This is a genomic window from Mycobacterium sp. GA-1199 (assembly GCF_001500045.1).
GTDB lineage: Bacteria > Actinomycetota > Actinomycetes > Mycobacteriales > Mycobacteriaceae > Mycobacterium.
Genome location: NZ_LQIX01000005.1, coordinates 74,140 through 95,606 on the forward strand (window position 1 = coordinate 74,140; position 21,467 = coordinate 95,606).

Consider the following 21,467-nt stretch of genomic DNA (forward strand, 5'->3'; position numbering starts at 1 on the left):
ACGAGAATATCATTCTCGTTAAATGATACGCTATTCTCAAACCGAAATCCGACCCCCGGGGCACTAGTGAGGACAGCGTGTGAGTGAGGCGATCGCGCTCGCCTTCGAGCAGCGTGAATACACGCTGTCGCAGCTCGACGCGCTGAGTGCCGGGATGGCCGCAACCCTAAAATCCCGCGGCGTTCGCGCCGGCGACCGAGTCGCGTTGATGTCGTCCAATCGCCCCGAATTCGTCGTCGCGCTGCGCGCCGTATGGCAGTTGGGGGCCGCGGCGGTCCTACTCAGCCCCGCGTGGAGGCGCGCGGAGATCGAACATGCGCTGGCGCTGACCCGGCCGGCGCACGCGGTCGGCGATCATCCCCTGCTGGCCGAGATCATGCCGATGCTCTCGCTCGACGATCCGATCGAACCCGAGCAGGGGGAGGTCACCGCACCCGATCCCCAGGCCGACGCCCTGTTCGTGTTCAGTTCCGGCACCACCGGTATGCCGAAGGCGGTTCGGCACACCCATGCGGCGTTCGCCGTCGCGGTGCGACACTGGCGCGATGCGCTGCAGCTGTCGTCGTCGGACCGCATGCAGATCATGACCCCGCCGTCACACATCCTGGGCCTGCTCAACATCGTGATGGCGCTCGACACGGGGACCTGGATCCGGCTGCACCGGCGCTTCGACATCGACACCATGTTGCGGCATATCGAAAGCGACCGGCTCACCATCGAGATGGCCGTGGCGCCAATCGCTTTGGCGCTGGCGGCCCATCCGGATCTGGAGTCCCACGACCTATCGTCGCTGCGCTACATCATGTGGTGCGCGACGCCGGTCACCGAGAGCGTCGCACAGGCCGTCACCGCCAGCACCGGGGTGAAGTGGGTGACCGCGTACGGCGCCAGCGAGTTGCCGGTGATCTCGTGTAACGAGCTCGACGGCCGCCACCTCGACACCGTTGGCCGGCCCGTGCCCGGTGCGCGCGTACGCGTGGTGTCCCTGGACACCGGTGCGGTCCTGGAGTCGGGCGAGCCCGGCGAGATCGAGGTGCAGTCGGATTCGGTGATGGCGGGCTACCTGCCGGAGTCGGCGACCGCGGCAGCCTTCCACGACGGGTGGTACCGCACCGGCGACGTCGGCTATCTGGACGACGACGGTTGGCTGCGGATCACCGACCGGTCGAAGGAGATGATCAAGGTGCGCGGCTTTCAGGTTGCGCCCGCCGAGGTCGAGGCCGTGTTGCACGGGCATCCCGCGGTCGATGACTGCGCGGTGTTCGGGGTGCCCGACGCGGCCAACGGCGAGGCGATCGTCGCGGCCGTGAAGACGAATGCCCCTGTGCCGGAGGACGAATTGGCGTCGTGGGTGGGGGAGCGGCTGGCGTCGTACAAGCGGCCCAGCCGGGTGGTCGTCGTGCCCGAGATCCCGCGGTTGCCTTCCGGGAAGGTTCTGCGTCGAGTGTTGAAGGAGCGTCTGTGGACGTCCGTCTGACAAGTGAACAACAACAGTTGAGGGCCGCGGCGGCGAGCTTGGCCGACGACCTCGGTCCTGGGTCGGTCGCCGACCTCGAGGATGCCAGCAGGGTCGCCAGACTGGAGAAGGCCGTGGACGCCACGGGCTTTCGCACGCTTCGCTCGGACGGGGCGTCGGGTGTTGAGGTCGCGATCGTGGCCGAGGAGTTCGCCCGAAGGCTCGTCGACGTGCCGTTCATCGGGCCCTTGCTGGCCGACGACCTTCGCATGCGAGGCGGCGGTGAGCCGGTTGCGGCAGAGGCGGCGGATTCGATCGACCTGACGAAAAGCCTTGCCGGCGTGGTTGAGTCACCCGCCGAACTCGACAGCCTCTCGGACGAGGATGCCGGCCGATGGCGGGCGCTGGCGCTGACGGTCACGTGCGCTGACCTGGTCGGGGCGGCCAGGGGAGCCCAGGATCTGGCCGTCGAGTACGCCAAGGTGCGTGAGCAGTACGGTTCGACGATCGGGTCGTACCAGGCGGTCGGTCACCTGCTGGCCGAGAGCCTGGCACTGATCGAGGGTTCGATCAGCGTGTTGCGGCATGCCGCATGGGCGGTCGACGAACTCCCGGCCGCCGAGGCCGTCGAGGCGGCCCGGGTTGCCAAGATCTACTGTGCGCGAGCGGCGTTGACCGTCTGCGAGACCTCGATCCAGGTGCACGGCGGTATCGGCAACACGTGGGAGTGCTTGGCCCACGTCTACCTGCGCCGGGTGCTGTCCGCCACCGAGACGTGGCCCGTGAAGTTGGAGGAGTTGTCCATTGGACTTTCGTGACGCACCGGAGGAAGCCGCGTTCCGCGACCGTCTGCGCGGCTGGCTGAGCGAGCAGAAGGGCAAGTTCCCGACGTCGGGCGACGAGTACTGGGCCGCCCAGGGTGCGTGGCACCAGGCGCTGTATGAGGCCGGGTTCTTCGGCACCTCGTGGCCGAAAGAGTATGGCGGACAGGATCTGCCTCCGGTCTACGACGTCATCGTCGACGAGGAGATCGCCAAGGCCGGTGCGCCGGCGCGGCCGAGCCTCGGATACCTGGTGGTGGGGCTGTCGCATCACGGAAGCGAGGAGCTTCGCCAACGGTTCCTGCCGGGAATGATCAACGGCACCGAGCGGTGGTGCCAGGGCTTCTCCGAGCCTGGCGCCGGCTCAGATCTGGCGTCGCTGACCACGACGGCGACCAGAGAGGGTGACGAGTACATCATTTATGGTCACAAGATCTGGACCAGCTATTCCGATGTGGCCGACTGGTGTCTGTTGCTGGCTCGTACGGACAAGGATGTGCCCAAGCACAAGGGCATTTCGGCGTTCATCGTGCCGATGCACCAACCGGGGATCGAACAGCGGCCGCTGAAGATGATCAGCGGCGTCACCAAGGAGTTCGGCCAGGTGCTGTTCGACGGGGCCCGGGTGCCCGCGGAGAACATGGTCGGCGCGCCGGGTGAGGGCTGGAAGTTGGCGATGACCGTCGTCAGCCACGAGCGCGAGCCGTCGACGCTCGGGTTCTCGGCCCGCTACGGAAAGCTGGTGCGGCAGTTGGCCTCACGGGTGGACGGCTCGGCTCCCGAGGAGCTGGCGTGGGCGTGGGTGCAGACCGAGATGCTGCGGTTGCACGTGCGCAGGAGGTTGTCCGAACAGCTCGACGGGATGACGCACGGGCCGCAAGGCTCGTTGGACAAGCTGTTGATGACGTGGACCGAGCAGTCCGTCGGTCACGCCGCGCTGGCCACCGTCGGCACCGGCGATCCCGAATTGTTCGGCGCCTACATGTACAGCCGCGCGCAGAGCGTGATGGGCGGTACCTCGCAGATTCAGAAGAACATCATCGCTTCGCGCATTCTCGGATTAGGAGTTTGAGTTGTACGACCTACCACCGGAGATCGACGTCCAGGCCGACGGCGCATTGCGCATCATCACGCTGAACCGGCCGGAATCCTTGAATTCGGTCAACGACGACCTGCATTGCGGGCTCGCCTGGCTGTGGCCGCGGCTGGCCGAGGACCGGGAGGCTCGCGCGGCGGTGATCACCGGTGCGGGACGGGCCTTTTCGGCCGGCGGCGACTTCGGCTACCTCGAGGAGCTGCGTCAGGACGCCGACCTACGCGCCAAGACGATCCTGCACGGCCGCGAGATCGTGCTGGGCATGGCGCGCTGCCGGATTCCGGTGGTGGCGGCCGTCAACGGTCCCGCGATGGGCCTGGGCTGCAGCCTGGTGGCCTTGTCCGACATCGTTTACATCAAAGATGATGCCTACCTTGCCGATCCACACGTTCAGGTCGGATTAGTCGCCGCCGACGGTGGACCGCTGGTGTGGCCGCTGGAGATGAGCTTGCTGCACGCCAAGGAATACGCGCTGACCGGTGCGCGGATTTCGGCCCAGCGCGCCGCCGAGCTGGGGTTGGCGAACCACGTCGTCGAAGATCCGCTGAGCGAGGCGATCGCCTGCGCGAAGAAGATCATGGAGCTGCCGCGCCAGGCGGTCGAAAGCACCAAGCGGCTGTTGAACATTCACCTCGAGCGCTCCGTGCTGGCGGTGCTCGACTACGCCAACACCGCGGAGGAGCAGTCGTTCAAGACCGACGATTTCCGCGAGATCGTCACCCGGCTGAACGCCAAGAAGAAGTAGCGCCCGAGCACACACCTCCAGTGGTGCGAGCGTGCGTGTTTGCACACGACACGCCGCCCATTTTCGCCATTATGGGCACCCTGCCGGCGCGCGAGCGTGCGCAAACTGTCCCCACGGGACGGCGTGTGGACCACCGGCACGGTAGGTCATATGCAAACGCGCACCGTCGCGATGGCGTCACGGTGCGCGAACTCCTGCAGATCCGCGGCGTGTCGTGTGCAAACACGCACGCTCGCGGAACACGGAATTACCTGGGTGGAAAGCGGAGCGCTCCGTCGAGGCGGATGATCTCGCCGTTGAGATAGTCGTTTTCGACGATGCTCTGCGCCAACTGCGCGTACTCCGTCGACCGGCCCATCCGCTTGGGGAACGGCACCTGCGGACCCCAGTACTGCTCGAGTTGGTCGGCGGCCTGTCCATACGCCGGGGTGTTGATGGTCCCGGGCGCGATGGTGACCACGCGGATGCCGAGCGGCGAGAGGTCGCGCGCCGCATTCAGCGTCATGCCGATCACGCCGCCCTTGGCCGCGGCATACGGCAGCTGACCGATCTGACCCTCGTAACCGGCGATCGACGCGGTGTTGATGATCACGCCGCGGGCACCCTCGTCGAGCGGGTCGGATTTCGCGATCTCGGCGGCCGTCAGCCGCATCACGTTGAAGACCGCGGTCAGGTAGAACTCGATCGTCGTCTTGAAGCCGTCGAGGTCCAGCGGGGAGCCGTCCTTGCCGATGAGCCGGCCACCGCTGGCCGGGCCGCCGTGGGTGTCCACCGAGATGCGCAGGGGAGCCAGCGCCGCCGCCTCGGCGATGGCCGCGTTGACGGAGTCCTCCGACGTTGCGTCGGTGCGCACGTAGCGTACGCCGAGCTCGCTTTCCAGCTTCTTGCCCTTGTCGTCGGCCATGTCCGCGACGACGACCTTGGCTCCGGCACCGTGCAGACGCCGGACCGTCGCCTCGCCGAGGCCGCCGGCGCCGCCGACCACGATCGCCGAGCTACCCGCGATCTGCATATGGTTCCCCTTCTTGCAACTGACACTCTCGGCTTGAGAGAATAACATTCTCATTCGTCGAGACGGAGATACCTATGCCTGAAGCCGTGATCGTTTCTGCCCTGCGCACCCCCATCGGCACCGCGATGAAGGGCACGTTGCGAGACACCGATGCCTACGAGATGGCCGAGCATGTGGTCGGCGCAGCCGCCGGTGAGGTGAACGGCCTGGCGATCGACGACGTCATCCTCGGCGAGGGGCTCTACGGCGGCGGGGTGATCGCTCGCCACGCCGCGATCACCGCCGGCCTCACCTCGGTGCCTGGGCTGTCGAACAACCGGCATTGCGCCGCGGGGCAGGCCGCGGTCCAGAGCGCCGCCGCCAGCATTCGCGCGGGCATGGATCAAGTGGTGATCGCCGGTGGCGTCAACTCCGCCTCGACCACGCCCCGCTTCACCCGCCGCGCCAGCAGCGCGAAAGACGCCGCGATGCTCGACTGGTTTCCCCCGACGCACCCCGACCGCGCCGACGCACCGAACATGGACATGTCGATCACCGTCGGCTGGAACGCCGCCGTGCGCGCGGGCGTGACCCGCGAGGAGATGGACGAGTGGGCGCTGGGCTCGCACCGCAAGGCGATCCGGGCGATCGACGAGGGCCGCTTCAAGGACGAGATCGTCCCGATCGAGACGCCCTACGGGCAGTTCGACACCGACGAGCATCCCCGTCGCGACACCAGCATCGAGAAGCTCGCCGCGCTCAAGCCGCTGCATCCCGAGATCGAGGGCTTCTCCATCACTGCGGGCAACGCCTGCGGAGCCAACGACGGGGCCGCCGTGCTGACGCTGGCCAGCGACCGGCTCGGGCTGCCCTCGCTGGGCACCGTCAAGGCGTGGGCGTCGGTCGGTGTCGATCCGGCCTTCACCGGGCTGGCCCCCGTCGAAGCGATCCCGAAAGCCCTCAAGCGCGCCGGTATTTCGCTCGCCGACGTCGACCTGTTCGAAATCAACGAGGCCTTCGCGGCGATGTGCGTGGCGACCGTCAAACTGCTCGACATCGACCCCGACCGCGTCAATGTCAGTGGAAGCGGCTGCTCGCTGGGGCATCCGGTGGCGGCCACCGGCGCGCGCATGCTCGTCACGCTCGTTCACGAATTGCGCAGGCGCGGCGGCGGAATCGGCGTCGCCGCGATGTGCGCGGGCGGCGGCATGGGCTCGGCCACGGTCATCGAGGTGGCCTGAGCCGCCCGGCGGCGACACCAAGCAGGCGATCCGTAGACTGCCATACGATGACCAGCTCAGACCGTCTTGCGGAACTCATCGAGGCGGCGCGCAACGGATCGGCCCGCGCGACCGGCCGATTGCTCAGCATCGTCGAAAGCCCCCGGCGCAGCGAACTTCTCGACACGCTCGGACCTGTCGACACTCCGCGAGTCGTGGGAGTGACCGGGCCGCCGGGCGCGGGGAAATCGACGACGGTCGGTGCGCTCGTCGGTGCGTACCGGGAGCGGGGCGAGCGGGTCGCGGTGTTGGCGGTCGACCCGTCGTCGCCCTACAGCGGGGGAGCGCTGCTCGGCGACCGGATCCGGATGGCCGCCCACATCAACGATCCCGACGTGCTGATCCGGTCCGTCGCGGCGCGCGGGCATCTCGGCGGGTTGGCCGCGGCGGTACCCGCGGCAATCCGTGTTCTGGCGGCGCTGTCCTACGGGCTGGTGGTGCTGGAGACCGTCGGGGTCGGACAGTCGGAGATCGAGATCGCCGCGGTCGCCGATCCAACCGTCGTCATCCTCAATCCCGGCGCAGGCGACGCCGTGCAGGCGGCCAAGGCCGGGTTGCTGGAAGTGGCCGACATCGTGGTGGTGAACAAGGCCGACCGCGAGGGCGCCGACCAGACCGTGCGCGACCTTCGTGCGGAGACCATGGCGCCGGTGCTGAAACTGGTTGCGGCCCAAGGCGACGGCCTGCCCGAACTCGTCGACGCGATCGAAGCGCATCACCGTTCCGACAGTCCGGAACGACGCGCCGCGCGGGCCAGGGCGCAGATCTTGTCGCTGGCGCAGACGCTGCTGCGCACGCATCCGGAACTGGACCGGTTGGCCGCAGCCGTCGCCGACGGCGACGACGACCCCTATACCGCCGCCGAGCGCCTCTTCGTCGTACGGGAGGGGCCCTGAGCCCGCTCCGGTAGGTCGAGCAACCGGCGGGACATCCGAATCAACTGAGCGCGAAGCGTTTCGGCGTCGATATCGGAAACCAGTGGGTGCATCACGGCCACGCTGATCGCACTCGACAGCACCGCGGCGTGCAGTCGGGCCTCCGGGCCGGCATGGGTGCCCAGCAGCGCGGCATACAGGCGTTCGATGAATCGTTGGAACGGCTCATGTTCGGCCTGCAGCCGAAGGATCACCGGATCGAACTGCAGCGCACTGACGACTCCGCGCCGTTCGACGGCCTGGTCGATCATCCGGTCGAGCAAGATCTCCCTTGATTTGAGACCGTGGCCGGCCGCCTCGGCGACTTCGAGCGCGTCCTCGAGACGGCCCATCTCCCGTTCGGTGATCGCGATGACGATCTCTTCCTTCGTCTTGAACTGGCGGTACACCGCCGCCTTGGTCACCCCGATGGAATCGGCGATCATCTGCAGGGAGGTACCGCTGACCCCGTGTTCGGCGATCAATGCCAGCGCTGCGTCCAAGACCCTCGTCTGCGCAGCGGTGCGGGTGATCGCACTGAATCTCTGCTCTGCCGTGGCCATGACGTCGAGGGTAGCCCAGCATTGACCGCCTGGTTGCCGATCGGCTACCGTTCGAGTAGCCGATCGGCAACTAGCTTTGGAGCGCACATGAGACGAACTGATGGTGAGTTGATCATGCTGTGGGTCTTGCCCGCGATGGTGATCATCTGGGCGTCCGCGTTCTTCCTGTTTCCCGGTTTCCTGCATCCGATGTCGCCGACCATGTCCGCGGAGGAGGTCGCGGCTTTCTACCGCGACGAGACGGCCCGAATTCGGTACAGCATGATTCTGTTCAACTGGTTCGGGGTCGGTTTGATCCCGACGGTGATCCTGCTGGCGATGCAAGTGCGCAAGATGGCACACCGCACGCCGATCCTGACCTACTGCCTGATCGCCTGCGCGGGCGGTCCGCCGACGCTGTTCTTGATCGCGAACATGTTCTGGCTTTTGGGGTCCTTCCGGCCCGAACGTTCTCCCGAACTCACCCAACTGCTCAACGATCTGGCCTGGGTCACCTTCACGGTGCTGGTGCCCTATCTGATCGCCCAATGCCTGGTGCTGGCCCTGGCGATCTACTGGGATCGCCGAGACCAGCCGGTCTTCCGGCCGTGGGTGGCGCATTTCAATCTGCTCATCGCCGTCGCGCTGATGCCGGCGGCATTCGGGGCGGTGACCTTCGAGGGCCCGTTGGCGTGGGACGGCGTGCTGTCCTTCTGGGTCAAGAACATCGCGATCGCCGTCTGGATCGTGGTGATGGGGGTTGTTCTCGCCCAGAACATCCGCCGCCAACGCGCAGAAGTCGCGGTCCCCGCATGAGCGCGCTCAGCGCGGAGACGGTAGCGGCGCCCGATCCGCCCAACGATTCACGGCTGGGTCGCCTGGTGTGGAATTTCCGCTACCACCCCAAGCGTGAGCTGTGGTTCGCGTGGTGGGTGATGGTGATCTTCTACCAGTTGTACGGCGTGTTGTTCTTCCTCGTGACGCGGGTGCAACCGCCGCCGAGCCCCGACTGGGACACGCCGTTGGTGGTGCAGTGGTTCGCCGACCGCCATCTCGGCCTGCTCACCGGATTCGGCGTCGTATTCCTGATTTCGGGCATGTGCGCGCCGATGAACGCCCTACTCGCATACTCGATGTGGCGGATGTCGGTGAGTCGCGTCTTCGCCTATTCATACCTGATCATGTACTCGCTCGCGGCCCTGCCCGGCATGCTGGTGATGGCCATCGCGATGACCGTCGGCGCGCTCAGACCGGATCGCGATCCCGAGTTGATCCTGTGGATGTATGACTTCGCGTTCCTGTCGTTCAGCGGAACGATGGGGGTGTTCCTGGTCGGCTCGGTGGTCTGGCTGGTGGCGATCCTGCTCGACAAGAACAACGTGTTCCCGAAATGGTTCGCGTACCTGGGGCTGTGCAACGCGCTGACCGAAGTCGTCGTCGCACCCGCCTGGATCTTTCAACGCGGCGCATTCGCGTGGAACGGTGCGATCGCGTGGTGGATCAACATGGTCGTGTTCATCCTCTACACCGCGGCGTTCATCGTGTTGCTGCGAAAGATGATCGAGCGCGAGGATTTCGGCACCGGGCCGCTGCCCGACCTGCCGCCGAAAGGTGTAACCGAACCCTCGGCCTCGGTGGGGGCGGTGCGATGACCGACGTCGTTGGCGCCACGTCGAAACGGCTCGAGGACAAGCCGCAACGCCGTGTACCCGGCCAGCCGGACATGTGGTTGTTCGTGCTGTTCGAGGCCATGCTGTTCACCGGCTACTTCTCGGTCTACCTGGCGCTGCGCACACAGAATGCGGATCTCTTCCTGGCGTCTCAGGCGGATCTCGATCTGCGGATCGGCGTCTTCAATACCATTGTCCTGCTGACGAGTTCGTGGGCGATCGCGAGGTGCGTCCAGGCTTCACGCGGCGGTTCGTACCGCTCGGCGACGACGTACGCGTATGTGACCGTCGGTCTCGGTGTGACGTTCGTGGTCTCGAAGGTGTTCGAGTGGATTCTGGAGATCCGACTGGGAAACACGTTCACCAGCGATGAGTTCTTCCAGCATTACTTCTTTCTCACGTCACTGCACTGCATCCACGTGTTGATCGGATTCATCGTGTTGGGTGTGGTCCTCTACCAGTTGCGGAGCCCGGCGCGACGCTCGCAGGAGCTCGTCGAGACCGGAGCGACGTACTGGCACACGGTGGACTTCCTGTGGGTGCTGATTTTCGCGATGCTCTACGTGGTGAGGTGATCGGTGACCAACGCTGTGAACAAGAGACTCGTGATCGCCTGGGCGATCCTGACGTTGTTGACGTTGGTCTACGTCTGGATGGATGAAGCGGTCGACCAGAACAGCACGCTGAAGGCCAGCACCGTGGTCACCGTCAGCGCGATCGTCATCGCACTCATCAAGGTGCGCATCATCTTCCGGGAGTTCATGGAGGTGCGCCACGCCCCCGCCTGGCTGTGCCGCCTCACCGACGGGTGGGTGGTCCTCGTCGCGACCTGCCTGTTGAGCAGTTACTTCATCGGAATGGCGGTCGCCTGAACAGCGCTTCACCGACCGGCCCGCGATGCCGAGTGCGCGGTTTCATACGCAACACGCCGCGATGGGCGTATCAGGATGCACAGTCGAGCACTGGCCGGCGCTGAACAGGTGAGCAACAGGCGAGCTACAGGCGAGCCGAGGCCGCACGCCCGGCGCGGTAACCGAACACCATTGCGGGCCCGATCGTTCCACCGGCGCCGCCGTACGCCTTGCCGGTGGCTCCGGCCATCGCGTTGCCCGCGGCGAACAAGCCCGGGATCGCCGATCCGTTGACATGCAGCACCCGGCCGTCGCCGTCGGTGCGGGGACCGCCCTTGGTGCCCATCGCGCCGATCGACACCGGCACGGCATAGTAGGGCGGCGTATCGATCGGGCCGAGGGTGCGGCCGGCGGGCGTCGGTGCTTTGTCGTCACCCCAGTAGCCGTCGTAGGCGCTCGCGCCGCGCTCGAACTCCGGATCGCGGTCATGGGCGACGCTGTCGTTCCAGGATTGCAGTGTGCGTGCCAATCCGTCAGGGTCGATACCGGTCTTCTCGCCGAGCTCCGTCAGGTCTTTCGATGGCGAGAACCATTCCGGGGCAGGACCATCCGGTTCGATGCCGAGGAAGCCGTACTTCTTCAGATGAAGCGAGTCGAAGACGATCCACGCCGGGTCGTTGGCATACCCCAGCTTCGGGTCGAGGTAGTGGAACGGCCCCGCCATCGAGTTGTACTCGCCGGCCTCGTTGAGGAACCGCTTACCCGCCCGGTTGACGATGATGCTGCGCGGTCGGGTCCGTTCCAGTCGAACGCTGCGGCTGCGCGGCTGGCCCTGGAACGTGTCGCCGGGAAGTTGGACGATCGGCACCCACCAGGCCTCGCCCATGTTGGCCAGATCGGCGCCGTGCGCCATCGCCATCCGCAGGCCGTCACCGGTGTTGTTGGGCGGTGAGACGGGTCCCCGCATCGGTCCCCGCAGGTACGCCTCGACGAGTTTGCGGTCCCACTCGAACCCGCCGGTTCCTAGAATCACGCCTCGACGGGCCCGCACGGTGAAGTCGTTGCCGTCCTGCGAAATTCGCACACCCGTGATGCCGAGCGGATCGGCGAGCAGTTCGACCGCGCGCGCGTTGGTCCGTGGTGTCACACCGAGGTCCAGCAGGCCCTTCAGCAGTCCGGCGATCAGGGCCGTGCCCGCCACGCAGTAGTCACCGGATTCGTCGTCGACCGACGCGTGGATGCGCGCGCGGGTTTCGGCGTCGATGCCGACGTTGCTGAAATCCGCCGGGAACGACGTGATCCGGTCGCGCCACTCACCGAGTCGGCCGAGGTCGAACGGCTTGGCGTTGAGCGAACGTCCACCCGACGGCCGCCCACCGGGCAGCTCGGGTTTGTAGTCGGGGAATCCCTCGGCGACCTCGAACCGCAGATCGCTGTGTGCCTCAACAAAATCGAGCATCTCGGGGCCGGTGCGCACGAATGTCTCGACCAGGTTGCCGTCCATGTATCCCAGCGATTGGGCGCGCAGGTAGGCCATCGCGTCCTCGACGGTCAACTCACCCTCGGCGGCCCGGTTGTGCGCGGGAATCCAGATGATGCCGCCCGACACCGCCGTCGTACCGCCCACGGTCGCGGCCTTCTCGTAGATCTCCACCGAAGCGCCATTGGCCGCCGCGGCGAGCGCCGAGGTCAAACCGGCCCCGCCGCTACCGAGTACGACCACGTCGACGTCATGATCCCAATCGGTCACGTGCTGCTCCTTCCGGCTGGAGTGCCCTTAGTTGAGGATCGCGGACAACTCGTCGGCCGCCCTGATGACCGCGTCTCGGCCGCGCGTCAGGACGTCCTCGCGATGCGAGATGAGGTTGATACACGTCGGCGGCGCCGGTGGCCGTCGGCGCACCGGGACCGCGAGGCCGTAGGTGTTGGGCTCGATCTCGCCGTGAGTGATCACCCAGCCCTGCTCGCGGGTCAGCGGCACCAGATCACGTTCGTCGGGACGAGGCGGCATGCTTGCCAGCAGCGCGATCCCCGCGGCGCCCCGGTCCAGCGGATAACGGCTGCCCTCATGAAAGGACAGCTGATAGAAGACGTTGGTCGGCACGACGACGGCGATCGCCACCTGCTGATCACCCTCGGCGACGAGAAGGGACACCGTGCTCGAGAGTTCGTCGGCGAGCCCCCGCAAGGTCGGCAGGCTCAGTTGCCGCACGTTGTTGTCGAACGACGCCCCGAGCACCGCGAGCGCCGCCGCCGAGCGGTAGCGACCGTCCTCGCCCTTGGCCACCAACCGGAACTGCGACAGCGTCGACAACAACCGATAGGCGATGGTCCGGTGCACACCGATGTCGTCGGCGACCTGCTGAGCGGTGAGGCCGCTAGGGGAGCTGGCCACCAGCTGCAAGGCGGCCAAACCCCTTGCCAGCGTCTGCGAGCCCGGCGCCCCGTTGGGTACGACGCTGATCGGCTCCGTCCCCTGCCGGGCTCCGCCCTCCGAAGGCATGGCGTCCCTTCCTCGACTTCCCTTGACATCACGCTGTCGCGAGAGTGATGCTCTGACTATAGTGCACGTGGGTGTGCGATAAATGAGCAGAGTGCTTACAAAATACGAGAATTCGATTCTCGCGGTCAAGAGAGGGTAAGCGTGTCTGAGCCGGATTCGCTGGCGGCGTCCGCGGCCGCCGACGGGCGTGCGGAGGTCGCCGAATTCGAGAGCGTGTGGAGCGATCTGCAGGGCGTTTCGTTCTCTCAGGGCTACCTCGACGCCGGTGGGACCCGCACCCGATACCTGCACGCCGGTGACTCCGATAAGCCGGTGCTCGTCTTCCTGCACGGCTCCGGTGGGCATGCGGAGGCGTACGTGCGCAACCTGGAGGCGCACGCCGAACACTTCTCGGTCTGGTCGATCGACATGCTCGGCCACGGCTACACCGACAAACCGGGGCATCCGCTCGAAGTCCGCCACTATGTGGACCACCTGCTGGCGTTCCTCGACGCGGTCGGGGCCGACCGCGCCCACATCAGCGGCGAGTCGCTCGGTGGATGGGTCGCCGCTCGATTCGCGGTCGACCACCCCGATCGGTTGGACCGGCTGGTGCTCAACACGGCGGGCGGCTCGCAGGCCGATCCCGAGGTGATGAAGCGGATCATCACGCTGTCCATGGCCGCCGCCGAGAACCCGACGTGGGAAACGGTGCAGGCCCGCATCAAGTGGCTGATGGCCGACAAGACCAAGGATTACGACGACATCGTCGCGAGCAGGCAGCGGGTGTACCGGCAACCCGGGTTCGTCGCGGCGATGCGCGACATCATGGCGCTGCAGGATCCAGACATCCGCGCACGCAACCTCCTCGGGCCCGACGAGTACGGATCGATCACCGCGCCGACCCTGGTGGTGTGGACCAGCGACGATCCCACGGCCGACGTCACCGAGGGGCGGCGCATCGCCTCGATGATCCCGGGCGCGCGCTTCGAGGTGATGCCCGGATGCGGTCACTGGCCCCAGTACGAGGACCCCAAGACGTTCAATCGCCTGCACCTGGACTTCCTCTTGGGGCGGCTATGACGACGACCGACGTCGACGTCGTCATCGTCGGCGCAGGACCATCCGGTCTCACATTGGCCAACATCCTTGGGCTGCACGGGGTTCGGACGCTTGTCGTCGAGGAACGCGACACGCTCATCGACTACCCCCGCGGTGTCGGCCTCGACGACGAGGCGCTGCGGACGTTCCAGTCGATCGGCCTGGTCGACCGGGTGCTGCCGCACACCGTGCCCAACCAGATCTTGAGGTTCTTCGACGCCAACCGACGGCTGCTCGCCGAGATGGCACCGCCCGACGCCCGCTTCGGCTGGCCCAAGCGCAACGGCTTCGTACAACCGATGGTCGACGCCGAATTGTTCGGCGGCCTGGACCGATTCGACAACGTGGAGGTCCGGTTCGGGTCCCGGATGGAGTCGTGCGTCGAGGCCGACGGCGCGGTGACGGTTCAGTTCGCCGGCGGCAAGCCGACGGTCACGGCCCGATACGTGGTCGGGTGCGACGGCGGCCGCAGTGCCACCCGCCGGCTGATGGGTGTGTCGTTCGACGGCACCACGTCGTCGACGCGCTGGCTGGTGGTCGACGTCGCCAACGATCCGCTCGGCCATCCGAACAGTGAGGTCGGCGCCGACCCGGCGCGCCCCTATGTGTCGATCTCGATCGCCCACGGCATCCGTCGCTTCGAGTTCCTGATCCATCCTCACGAGACCGACGAACAGGCCGACGATCCGGCGTTCGTCAGAAAGATGTTGGCGCAACGGGTTCCGTATCCCGAGCGGGTCGACATGATCCGCCACCGGGTATACACCCACCACTCGCGCATCGCGGGTTCGTTCCGCAAGGGCCGGATGCTGCTGGCCGGCGACGCCGCGCATCTGATGCCGGTTTGGCAGGGGCAGGGATACAACAGCGGTATCCGCGACGCGGCCAACCTGGGCTGGAAACTGGCAGCGGTGGTGAGCGGACAGGCCGATGACGCCCTGCTGGACACCTACGACGTCGAGCGCCGCAAACATGCCCGCGCGATGATCGACCTGTCCACCATGGTCGGTCGGGTGATTTCGCCGACGAACCGCAGGGTCGCCGCGTTGCGGGACCGGGTCATTCACGCCGCCTCGGTGGTGCCGTCGCTGAAGCGCTACGTGCTCGAGATGCGCTTCAAGCCGATGCCGCGCTATCAACAGGGTGCGGTGTTTCATTCCGCACCGGGTGCCGGTGCCGCCGGCGCGGTCTCGCCGACGGGCACGCTGTTCATCCAGCCGCGCGTCGACACCCGCACGGAGCAGAACGTGCTTCTCGACGACGTGCTCGGACCGGGATTCGCGGTGCTGTGCTGGAGCAACAACCTGCGAGCGATCCTCGGCGACAACGCGTTTCACCGGTGGAAGGTGTTGGGTGCGGAGTTCATCGAAGCGCGTCCGATGACACAGCTGCGCTGGGCGGGGCACGACGACGACGATGTGGTGGTGGTCGGCGACAGGACCGGCGCGCTCAAGGCGTGGTTCGACACCTACACCGACTCGGTGCTGTTCCTGCGTCCCGACCGCTGCATCGCCGGCGCCTGCATCGCCCAGCGCGCCGCCGAACTCAGTGAGTCTCTTTTCGACGTTCTGTGTCTGACCCAGGGAGGAGGCTCCGGTTCTCATGGGCACACTGGCCCTGTGCTGCATGTCGCACAGCCCGCTACTGAACCTTCCGGGACCGTCACGGGAACTCCTTGACGACATCGAGGCGGCGATATCGGAGGCACGTCGGTTTGTCACCGCGTACGCGCCCGAACTCGTCGTGATCTTCTCGCCGGACCACTACAACGGATTCTTCTATCGGACGATGCCGCCGTTCTGCATCGGCACGGCCGCACAGGGTGTCGGTGACTACGGCTCGCACGCCGGGCCGTTGAACGTGCCCGAGGACGTCGCGACCGACTGCGCCCGAGCGGTTCTCGAATCAGGGATCGACGTCGCGATCTCGGCGAGCATGGACGTCGACCACGGGACCGTCCAACCGCTCCAGAGCCTGTTCGCGGATGCGGCGTCGGTGCCGGTGATCCCCGTCTTCATCAACTCGGTGGCCACCCCGCTCGGGCCGGTGCGCCGGGTGCGGGCGCTCGGAGCCGCGCTCGGCACATATCTCGCGACGCTCGACAAGCGTGTCCTCGTCGTGGGATCCGGTGGACTGTCCCACGATCCGCCGGTGCCCACGCTGGCGACCGCGCCGCCGACGGCGCTGGATCGGATCGTGCACGGCGTACCCATGACACCGGAGCAGCGACAGGCCCGCCAGGTCGCGGTGATGGACGCCGCGCAGGCGTTCGCGCACGGCGAGAGTCCGTTGCAGCCGCTGAATCCGGACTGGGACGCGGCCTTCCTGGAGCTGATCGACAACAACCGGCTCGCCGAGGTGGACGGCTGGTCCAACGACTGGATCGAACGCGAGGCCGGCCATTCCGCGCACGAAGTACGCACGTGGATCGCGGCTTTCGCCGCACTTGCCGCGCACGGTCCCTACCGCACCGAACAGCGGTTCTACCGGGCGGCACCGGAATTGATCGCAGGGTTCGCGATCAGGACGGCGGTTCTGGATGTCTGACAGCAAGTTCGACCACACCGTCGATGTGCTCGTCGTCGGCTCAGGTGGCGGCGGAATGACCGCGGCACTGGCCGCCGACGCGTTCGGCCTGGACACGCTCATCGTCGAGAAGTCGGCGCACTTCGGTGGTTCCACCGCGCTGTCGGGTGGCGGTATCTGGGTGCCCGGCGCACCGGCGCAGCGCAAGGCGGGTTACGTGCCGGATCCCGACGGTGTCGTGGAGTACCTACGCCAGATCACCGGCGGCCTGGTCAGCGACGCGCGTCTGCGCCAGTACGTCGACACCGCTCCAGAGATGATGGAGTTCCTCGAAAAGCGCAGCCCGTGGTTCGAATTCGTGTGGAAGCCGGGGTATGCGGACTACTACCCGGAACTGCCGGGCGGGTCCGCGCAGGGCAGCACCATCAACGTACCCGCCATCGACCTGCGCAAGCTCGGCGACGAGGAGCAGCACCTGCTGCAGCCGCTCGCGCTGGCACCGAAGGGTATTTGGTTCGCGCCCAAGGACCTTCGGTTGTTCTACCAGGTCCGCCAGAACTGGCGCGGCAAGGCCGTTCTCGTCAAGCTGATCTGGCGGATGTTCCGTGCGCGCGTCTTCGGGGACCGGATGGCGGCCATCGGCCAGTCGCTGGCCGCCCGCATGCGGCTGGCGCTCAAACAACACGACGTTCCGCTGTGGCTCGACTCGCCGATGAGCGAACTGATCACCGATGTCGACGGGGCGGTGATCGGGGCGGTGGTGGAGCGTGACGGCCACCAGCAGCGGATCAGGGCCCGGCACGGCGTGATCCTGGCCGCGGGCGGATTCGATCACGACATCCAGTGGCGCCGGCAGCACCTACCGCTGCTCGAAAAGGATTGGAGCTTCGGCAATCCGGCGTCCATGGGCGATGCCATCCGGGCAGGGGAGAAGGTGGGCGGATCGACCGATCTGCTCGACGAGGCCTGGTGGTTCCCCGCGATCTGCTGGCCTGATGGGCGGTTGCAGTTCATGCTCAACGAACGCATGATGCCGTCCCAGTTCGTAGTGAACGGTGCGGGTAAGCGGTTCATCAACGAGGCGGCGCCCTACATGGACTTCGCGCACGCGATGATCGAGGGCCACAACAGCGGGGTCACGCACATTCCGTGTTGGCTGATCACCGACATCCGGTCTTTCCACCGGTACGTGGTCGCCGGGCATCTGCCGATTCCGAAGATCCCGTTCGCGCCCGTGCCGACCGGCTGGAAGGTGCCCAAGGCGTGGCTGGAATCCGGTGTCGTGCACGAGGGCAGCAGTTTCAAGGAGCTCGCCGGCAAGATCGGCGTTCCACCGGCCCAGCTGCGCCAGACCGCCGAGCGATTCAACGAACTGGCGCGCAACGGCCACGACGACGACTTCAACCGCGGCGACTCGGCCTACGACAACTACTACGGTGACCCCACGCTGCCGAACCCGAACCTGCACCCGCTGGGTAAGCCGCCCTATTACGCGTTTCAGATCATCCTGGGCGACCTGGGCACCTCCGGGGGGTTGCGCACCGACGAGTACGCCCGGGTACTGCGCGCCGATGACGGCGTGATCAAGGGCCTCTACGCAGTCGGCAACACGTCGGCCGCGGTGATGGGCCGCAGTTACGCGGGCGCCGGCGCCACCATCGGCCCCGCGATGACCTTCGGTTATGTCGCGGCCAAGCACATCGCCGAGCAGCTGTCCGGTTCTGGAATTCAGACCGGCACTAGTACCGATTCGACACTCGATACACATCGGAAGGTAACGAAATGAAGATCTCGCTGTTCTACGAATTCCCACTGCCGCGGCCGTGGAGCGAAGACGACGAGCACAAGCTTTTCCAGGACGGTCTCGACGAGGTGGAGCTCGCCGACAAGGCCGGCTTCTCCACGGTGTGGCTGACCGAGCACCACTTCCTGGAGGAGTACTGCCACTCCACTGCGCCCGAGATCTTCTTGTCCGCGGCGAGCCAGCGGACCGAAAACATCCGCCTGGGCTTCGGCATCATGCACCTTCCGCCGGTCGTCAACCACCCCGCTCGTGTCGCCGAACGGGTTGCGACACTCGACTTGATCTCCAACGGGCGCGTGGAGTTCGGCACCGGCGAGTCGTCGTCGGTCGGCGAACTGGGCGGTTTCGGGGTGGACCCCGCTGACAAACGCGCGATGTGGGAAGAGGCGCTGGAGGTTTCGATCCGCTGTATGACCGAGGAGCCGTTCACCGGTTTCAAGGGCGAGCACATTGAGATGCCCCCGCGCAACGTCGTGCCCAAACCGCTGCAGAAGCCGCACCCGCCCGTCTGGGTCGCGTGCACCCGGCCCGCGTCGGTGGCCATGGCGGCCCAAAAGGGCCTCGGTGCACTGAGTTTCGCCTACACGGGACCGGGACCGCTGACCGAGCGGGTGAACGGCTACTACAAGGAGTTCGAGGAGAACGGCGCGCCGGTCACCCCGCAGATGAACCCGAACATCCTGGCCATCGGTGGTGACTTGTCGATGATGGTGGCGCCTACCGACGAACAGGCCATCGAACGGCTCGGCAAGGGCGGCGGCTTCTTCGCGTTCGGCATCATGCACTACTACATGACCGGTATGCACACCCCCGGCCGTACCGGGGTGTGGAAGCGGCACCTCGAAGAGATCGAGAAGGACCCCAGCATCGTCTACGGGCCCGACCGCGGTCCGATCGGAAGCCCGGAGACGGTGCGCAATTTCCTGCGCGGCTACGAGGAAAGCGGCGTCGACGAGCTGATCCTGCTGCTGACCCCGCGCAGGCACGAAGAGACGATGGAGTCCATCGAGCTGATGGGCAAGGAGGTGCTGCCCGAGTTCATCGAACGCGACGAGAAGGCGCGCGCGGCCAAGGCCAAACGGCTCGAGCCGATCATCGAGAAGGTCGAAGCGCGACGGCAGCCGTCGCAGGCGCCCGTCTTCGACGAGAGCTATGCGTTCGGCGGACTGCCGACGGGCCGCCAGAACTACACGGCCAACGAGGTGTCGCTGGCGATGGACGAGATGAACGCCGGTATCGAGGCGGCGGCCGCCAAACTCAAGTCAGGAGAAGGGTGGGCCAGCCGCAACCCCGATGCGGACGCCAAGAGTGCGCAGTGACGGGCGCCGGCCAGAGATGAGCCATGGGCCGAACTGACGAACTGTGGCGCTACGACGGGCGTCGGGTGGTCGTCACCGGATGCGCCTCGGGCATCGGTGCTCACGTCGCCCGTCAGGTCGCCGACCTCGGTGCCGAGGTGATCGGACTCGACATCAAACCGCCGACCGACCGTGTCGGCGAGTTTGTCGAACTCGATCTGTCGGATCCGGGGTCGATCGAGCGGGCGGCCGACGCCGTCGGCGAACCGATAGACGCGTTGTTCAACGTCGCCGGGGTGTCGTCGGGGATCAAGGACCCGCTGCGGGTCGTGACGATCAATTTCCTGGGCACCCGGCGGTTCACCGAGGCGCTGGTGCCGCGGATGCGTGCCGGGTCGGCGATCGCCAACGTGTCATCGCTTGCGGCGTCGGCGTACCGGCAGAACGCTCCGGTCACCGCCGGGCTGGTCGACACGGACTCGATCGAGGCCGGAATCGAATGGTGTCAGCGCCATCCCGAAGCGCTGGCCGACGGCGGCGGTTACCGGCTGTCGAAGGAGGCCATCATCCTCTACGGCATGGCACAGGTCAACGCATTGGGCGCCAGGGGAATTCGCATCAACTGCACCGCACCCGGGGTGACCGACACCCCGATCCTCGACCAGTTGCGCAGCGCGTACGGCCAGGAGTTCCTCGACTCCTTCCGGACACCGCTGGGCCGGGCCGCCGAGCCGGCCGAGCAGGCCAGCGTCCTGACCTTCCTCAACAGCGGGGCGGCCAGTTATCTGACCGGCCAGGTGATCTGGGTGGACGGCGGCACCACGGGAGAGACGGACCTCGCGGGATCGGTTCGGCGGCGGTGAAGTGAAAGTCGGCACGGCGAAAGGCAATCCATGGCCAGCATGAAGGAGTTCCGTCGCGTCGCAGACGACGTGCGCAACTGGGGCCGTTGGGGTGACGACGACGAGCTCGGCACGCTGAACTTCATCACGCCCGACAAGGTCGCCGAAGCGGCCTCACTCGTGAAGAAAGGGACGGTGATCCCGCTCGGCGGTGACTTCGGATCGAACGGCCCGCAGGGCGCGTTCCAGTTCCGGCCGAACCCCACCCATGTGATGACGGTGGACGGCGGTGACGCGAACACCCTGGCGCAGTACGGTCCTCAGTGGCTGCGCAACTCGGTGGCCCACCAGCTCAGCGAGTTCTTCGTGGACAACCCGTTCCGCTTCAACGACGACATGATCGTGATGCCGCTGCAGGCGGCCACGCAGTGGGACGCGATCTCTCACGTCTACTACGAGGACAAGCTCTACAACGGTTTCCCCGCGGATTCGGTGACCAGTTTCGGGGCGTTTCGACTGGGGATCGAGAAGGTCGACGTCAAGGGCATCACCTCACGGGGTGTGCTGCTCGACGTGGTCAAGCACCGCGGCGCCGACGTCTTTCTCGAGCCCGGAAATCCCGTGACACCGGCAGAACTCGACGACATCGCCAAAGCCCAGGGCGTGACGATCACCCCTGGGGACATCGTCGTCGTGCACACCGGGTGGTGGACGCGGTTCCTGTCGACCGGCGACGGCGCCGAGCCGGGGTCCGGGTTGGACTGGACGTGCGCTCCATGGCTGCACGACCACGATGTCGCCGCGGTCGCTGCCGACAATCTCATGGTCGAGGATCCCGATCCGGCCAACGGAGTGGAAGGCACGTTCCTGCCCATGCACATGATCTGCCTGCGCGACATGGGCCTGATGTTCGGCGAGTACTGGGACCTCAGCGGCCTGGCGGCCGACTGTGCCGCCGACGGTGTCTACGAGTTCCAGTTGATCGCCCCGCCGTTGAAAGTCGTTGGCGCGGTGGGCGCACCCGTCAGCCCGATCGCAATCAAGTAGT

The 21,467-nt window shown here is 66.5% G+C and carries 21 protein-coding genes; 17 read left to right on the forward strand and 4 right to left on the reverse strand.

All coding sequences use genetic code 11. From position 1 onward, the window contains the following. Nucleotides 1-79: 79 nt before the first annotated feature. Genes AU198_RS05465 through AU198_RS05480 form a run of 4 tightly spaced genes read left to right on the forward strand, consistent with a single transcriptional unit; the run spans nt 80 to nt 4,118 of the window. Nucleotides 80-1,477: a class I adenylate-forming enzyme family protein gene (locus AU198_RS05465; protein WP_064346495.1), complete on the forward strand. Its 1,398-nt coding sequence runs from the start codon at nt 80-82 to the stop codon at nt 1,475-1,477. Continuing rightward, nucleotides 1,462-2,274 carry an acyl-CoA dehydrogenase family protein gene (locus AU198_RS05470; protein ID WP_064346496.1) on the forward strand — a complete coding sequence of 271 codons (813 nt, stop codon included), beginning with the start codon at nt 1,462-1,464 and terminating at the stop codon, nt 2,272-2,274. The genes AU198_RS05465 and AU198_RS05470 overlap by 16 nt, the downstream gene beginning before the upstream one ends. Next, nucleotides 2,261-3,349, forward strand: a complete 1,089-nt coding sequence (locus AU198_RS05475) for an acyl-CoA dehydrogenase family protein (RefSeq protein WP_064346497.1) — start codon at nt 2,261-2,263, stop codon at nt 3,347-3,349. The genes AU198_RS05470 and AU198_RS05475 overlap by 14 nt, the downstream gene beginning before the upstream one ends. A 1-nt stretch (nt 3,350) precedes the next feature. After that, complete coding sequence (locus AU198_RS05480; RefSeq protein ID WP_064346498.1) at nt 3,351-4,118, forward strand: enoyl-CoA hydratase/isomerase family protein; 768 nt, start codon at nt 3,351-3,353, stop codon at nt 4,116-4,118. A gap of 247 nt (nt 4,119-4,365) precedes the next feature. On the opposite strand, the gene AU198_RS05485 is transcribed toward AU198_RS05480, so the two are convergent. Further along, a complete protein-coding gene (locus tag AU198_RS05485; protein WP_064346499.1) occupies nt 4,366-5,130 on the reverse strand; it encodes an SDR family NAD(P)-dependent oxidoreductase in 765 nt (254 codons plus the stop codon). Nucleotides 5,131-5,204: 74 nt separating this feature from the next. Between AU198_RS05485 and AU198_RS05490 the strand changes: the two genes are divergently transcribed. Both AU198_RS05490 and meaB read left to right on the forward strand, forming a co-directional pair. Continuing rightward, nucleotides 5,205-6,350 (forward strand): thiolase family protein, encoded by a 1,146-nt coding sequence (locus AU198_RS05490; RefSeq protein WP_064346500.1) that lies wholly within the window; start codon nt 5,205-5,207, stop codon nt 6,348-6,350. A gap of 47 nt (nt 6,351-6,397) precedes the next feature. Next, complete coding sequence (gene meaB, locus AU198_RS05495; RefSeq protein ID WP_064346501.1) at nt 6,398-7,285, forward strand: methylmalonyl Co-A mutase-associated GTPase MeaB; 888 nt, start codon at nt 6,398-6,400, stop codon at nt 7,283-7,285. Here the strand turns inward: meaB and AU198_RS05500 are convergent. Further along, complete coding sequence (locus AU198_RS05500; RefSeq protein ID WP_064346502.1) at nt 7,240-7,866, reverse strand: TetR/AcrR family transcriptional regulator; 627 nt, start codon at nt 7,864-7,866, stop codon at nt 7,240-7,242. The two genes, meaB and AU198_RS05500, sit on opposite strands and share 46 nt — an antisense overlap. 87 nt (nt 7,867-7,953) lie before the next feature. Here AU198_RS05500 and AU198_RS05505 point away from each other — a divergent pair, with 87 nt between their 5' ends. The 4 genes from AU198_RS05505 to AU198_RS05520 are packed head-to-tail and all read left to right on the forward strand — an operon-like array spanning nt 7,954 to nt 10,387. Beyond that, nucleotides 7,954-8,661, forward strand: coding sequence for a hypothetical protein (locus AU198_RS05505; RefSeq protein ID WP_064346503.1), 708 nt, complete (start codon nt 7,954-7,956; stop codon nt 8,659-8,661). Then, entirely contained in the window at nt 8,658-9,497 is an 840-nt protein-coding gene (locus AU198_RS05510; RefSeq protein ID WP_064346504.1) for a hypothetical protein, read from the forward strand. Before AU198_RS05505 ends, AU198_RS05510 begins: the two co-directional genes overlap by 4 nt. Then, a complete protein-coding gene (locus tag AU198_RS05515) occupies nt 9,494-10,090 on the forward strand; it encodes a cytochrome c oxidase subunit 3 (protein ID WP_064346505.1) in 597 nt (198 codons plus the stop codon). The genes AU198_RS05510 and AU198_RS05515 overlap by 4 nt, the downstream gene beginning before the upstream one ends. Before the next feature lie 3 nt (nt 10,091-10,093). Beyond that, entirely contained in the window at nt 10,094-10,387 is a 294-nt protein-coding gene (locus AU198_RS05520) for a cytochrome C oxidase subunit IV family protein (RefSeq protein WP_064346506.1), read from the forward strand. 124 nt (nt 10,388-10,511) lie between these two features. On the opposite strand, the gene AU198_RS05525 is transcribed toward AU198_RS05520, so the two are convergent. Further along, the gene (locus tag AU198_RS05525) at nt 10,512-12,116 is read right to left on the reverse strand and encodes an FAD-dependent oxidoreductase (RefSeq protein ID WP_064346507.1); all 1,605 of its coding nucleotides are present in this window, start codon (nt 12,114-12,116) and stop codon (nt 10,512-10,514) included. 27 nt (nt 12,117-12,143) lie between these two features. Then, on the reverse strand, nt 12,144-12,869 hold the full coding sequence (locus AU198_RS05530; protein WP_064346508.1) for an IclR family transcriptional regulator: 726 nt from the start codon (nt 12,867-12,869) through the stop codon (nt 12,144-12,146). A gap of 141 nt (nt 12,870-13,010) precedes the next feature. Here AU198_RS05530 and AU198_RS05535 point away from each other — a divergent pair, with 141 nt between their 5' ends. From AU198_RS05535 to AU198_RS05565, 7 genes are read left to right on the forward strand one after another with little or no spacing between them, the layout of a single operon-like run. Then, entirely contained in the window at nt 13,011-13,931 is a 921-nt protein-coding gene (locus tag AU198_RS05535) for an alpha/beta fold hydrolase (RefSeq protein ID WP_502689269.1), read from the forward strand. After that, nucleotides 13,928-15,628 carry a bifunctional 3-(3-hydroxy-phenyl)propionate/3-hydroxycinnamic acid hydroxylase gene (locus tag AU198_RS05540; RefSeq protein ID WP_064346509.1) on the forward strand — a complete coding sequence of 567 codons (1,701 nt, stop codon included), beginning with the start codon at nt 13,928-13,930 and terminating at the stop codon, nt 15,626-15,628. The genes AU198_RS05535 and AU198_RS05540 overlap by 4 nt, the downstream gene beginning before the upstream one ends. After that, a complete protein-coding gene (locus tag AU198_RS05545) occupies nt 15,576-16,496 on the forward strand; it encodes a 3-carboxyethylcatechol 2,3-dioxygenase (RefSeq protein ID WP_064346510.1) in 921 nt (306 codons plus the stop codon). Before AU198_RS05540 ends, AU198_RS05545 begins: the two co-directional genes overlap by 53 nt. Then, nucleotides 16,489-18,261, forward strand: coding sequence for an FAD-binding protein (locus AU198_RS05550; RefSeq protein WP_064346511.1), 1,773 nt, complete (start codon nt 16,489-16,491; stop codon nt 18,259-18,261). Before AU198_RS05545 ends, AU198_RS05550 begins: the two co-directional genes overlap by 8 nt. Then, on the forward strand, nt 18,258-19,598 hold the full coding sequence (locus AU198_RS05555) for an LLM class flavin-dependent oxidoreductase (protein ID WP_064346512.1): 1,341 nt from the start codon (nt 18,258-18,260) through the stop codon (nt 19,596-19,598). The genes AU198_RS05550 and AU198_RS05555 overlap by 4 nt, the downstream gene beginning before the upstream one ends. A gap of 23 nt (nt 19,599-19,621) precedes the next feature. Further along, nucleotides 19,622-20,440 (forward strand): coniferyl-alcohol dehydrogenase, encoded by an 819-nt coding sequence (locus AU198_RS05560; RefSeq protein ID WP_064346513.1) that lies wholly within the window; start codon nt 19,622-19,624, stop codon nt 20,438-20,440. 30 nt (nt 20,441-20,470) lie between these two features. Further along, the gene (locus tag AU198_RS05565; protein WP_064346514.1) at nt 20,471-21,466 is read left to right on the forward strand and encodes a cyclase family protein; all 996 of its coding nucleotides are present in this window, start codon (nt 20,471-20,473) and stop codon (nt 21,464-21,466) included. The last annotated feature ends 1 nt before the right edge of the window (nt 21,467 follow it).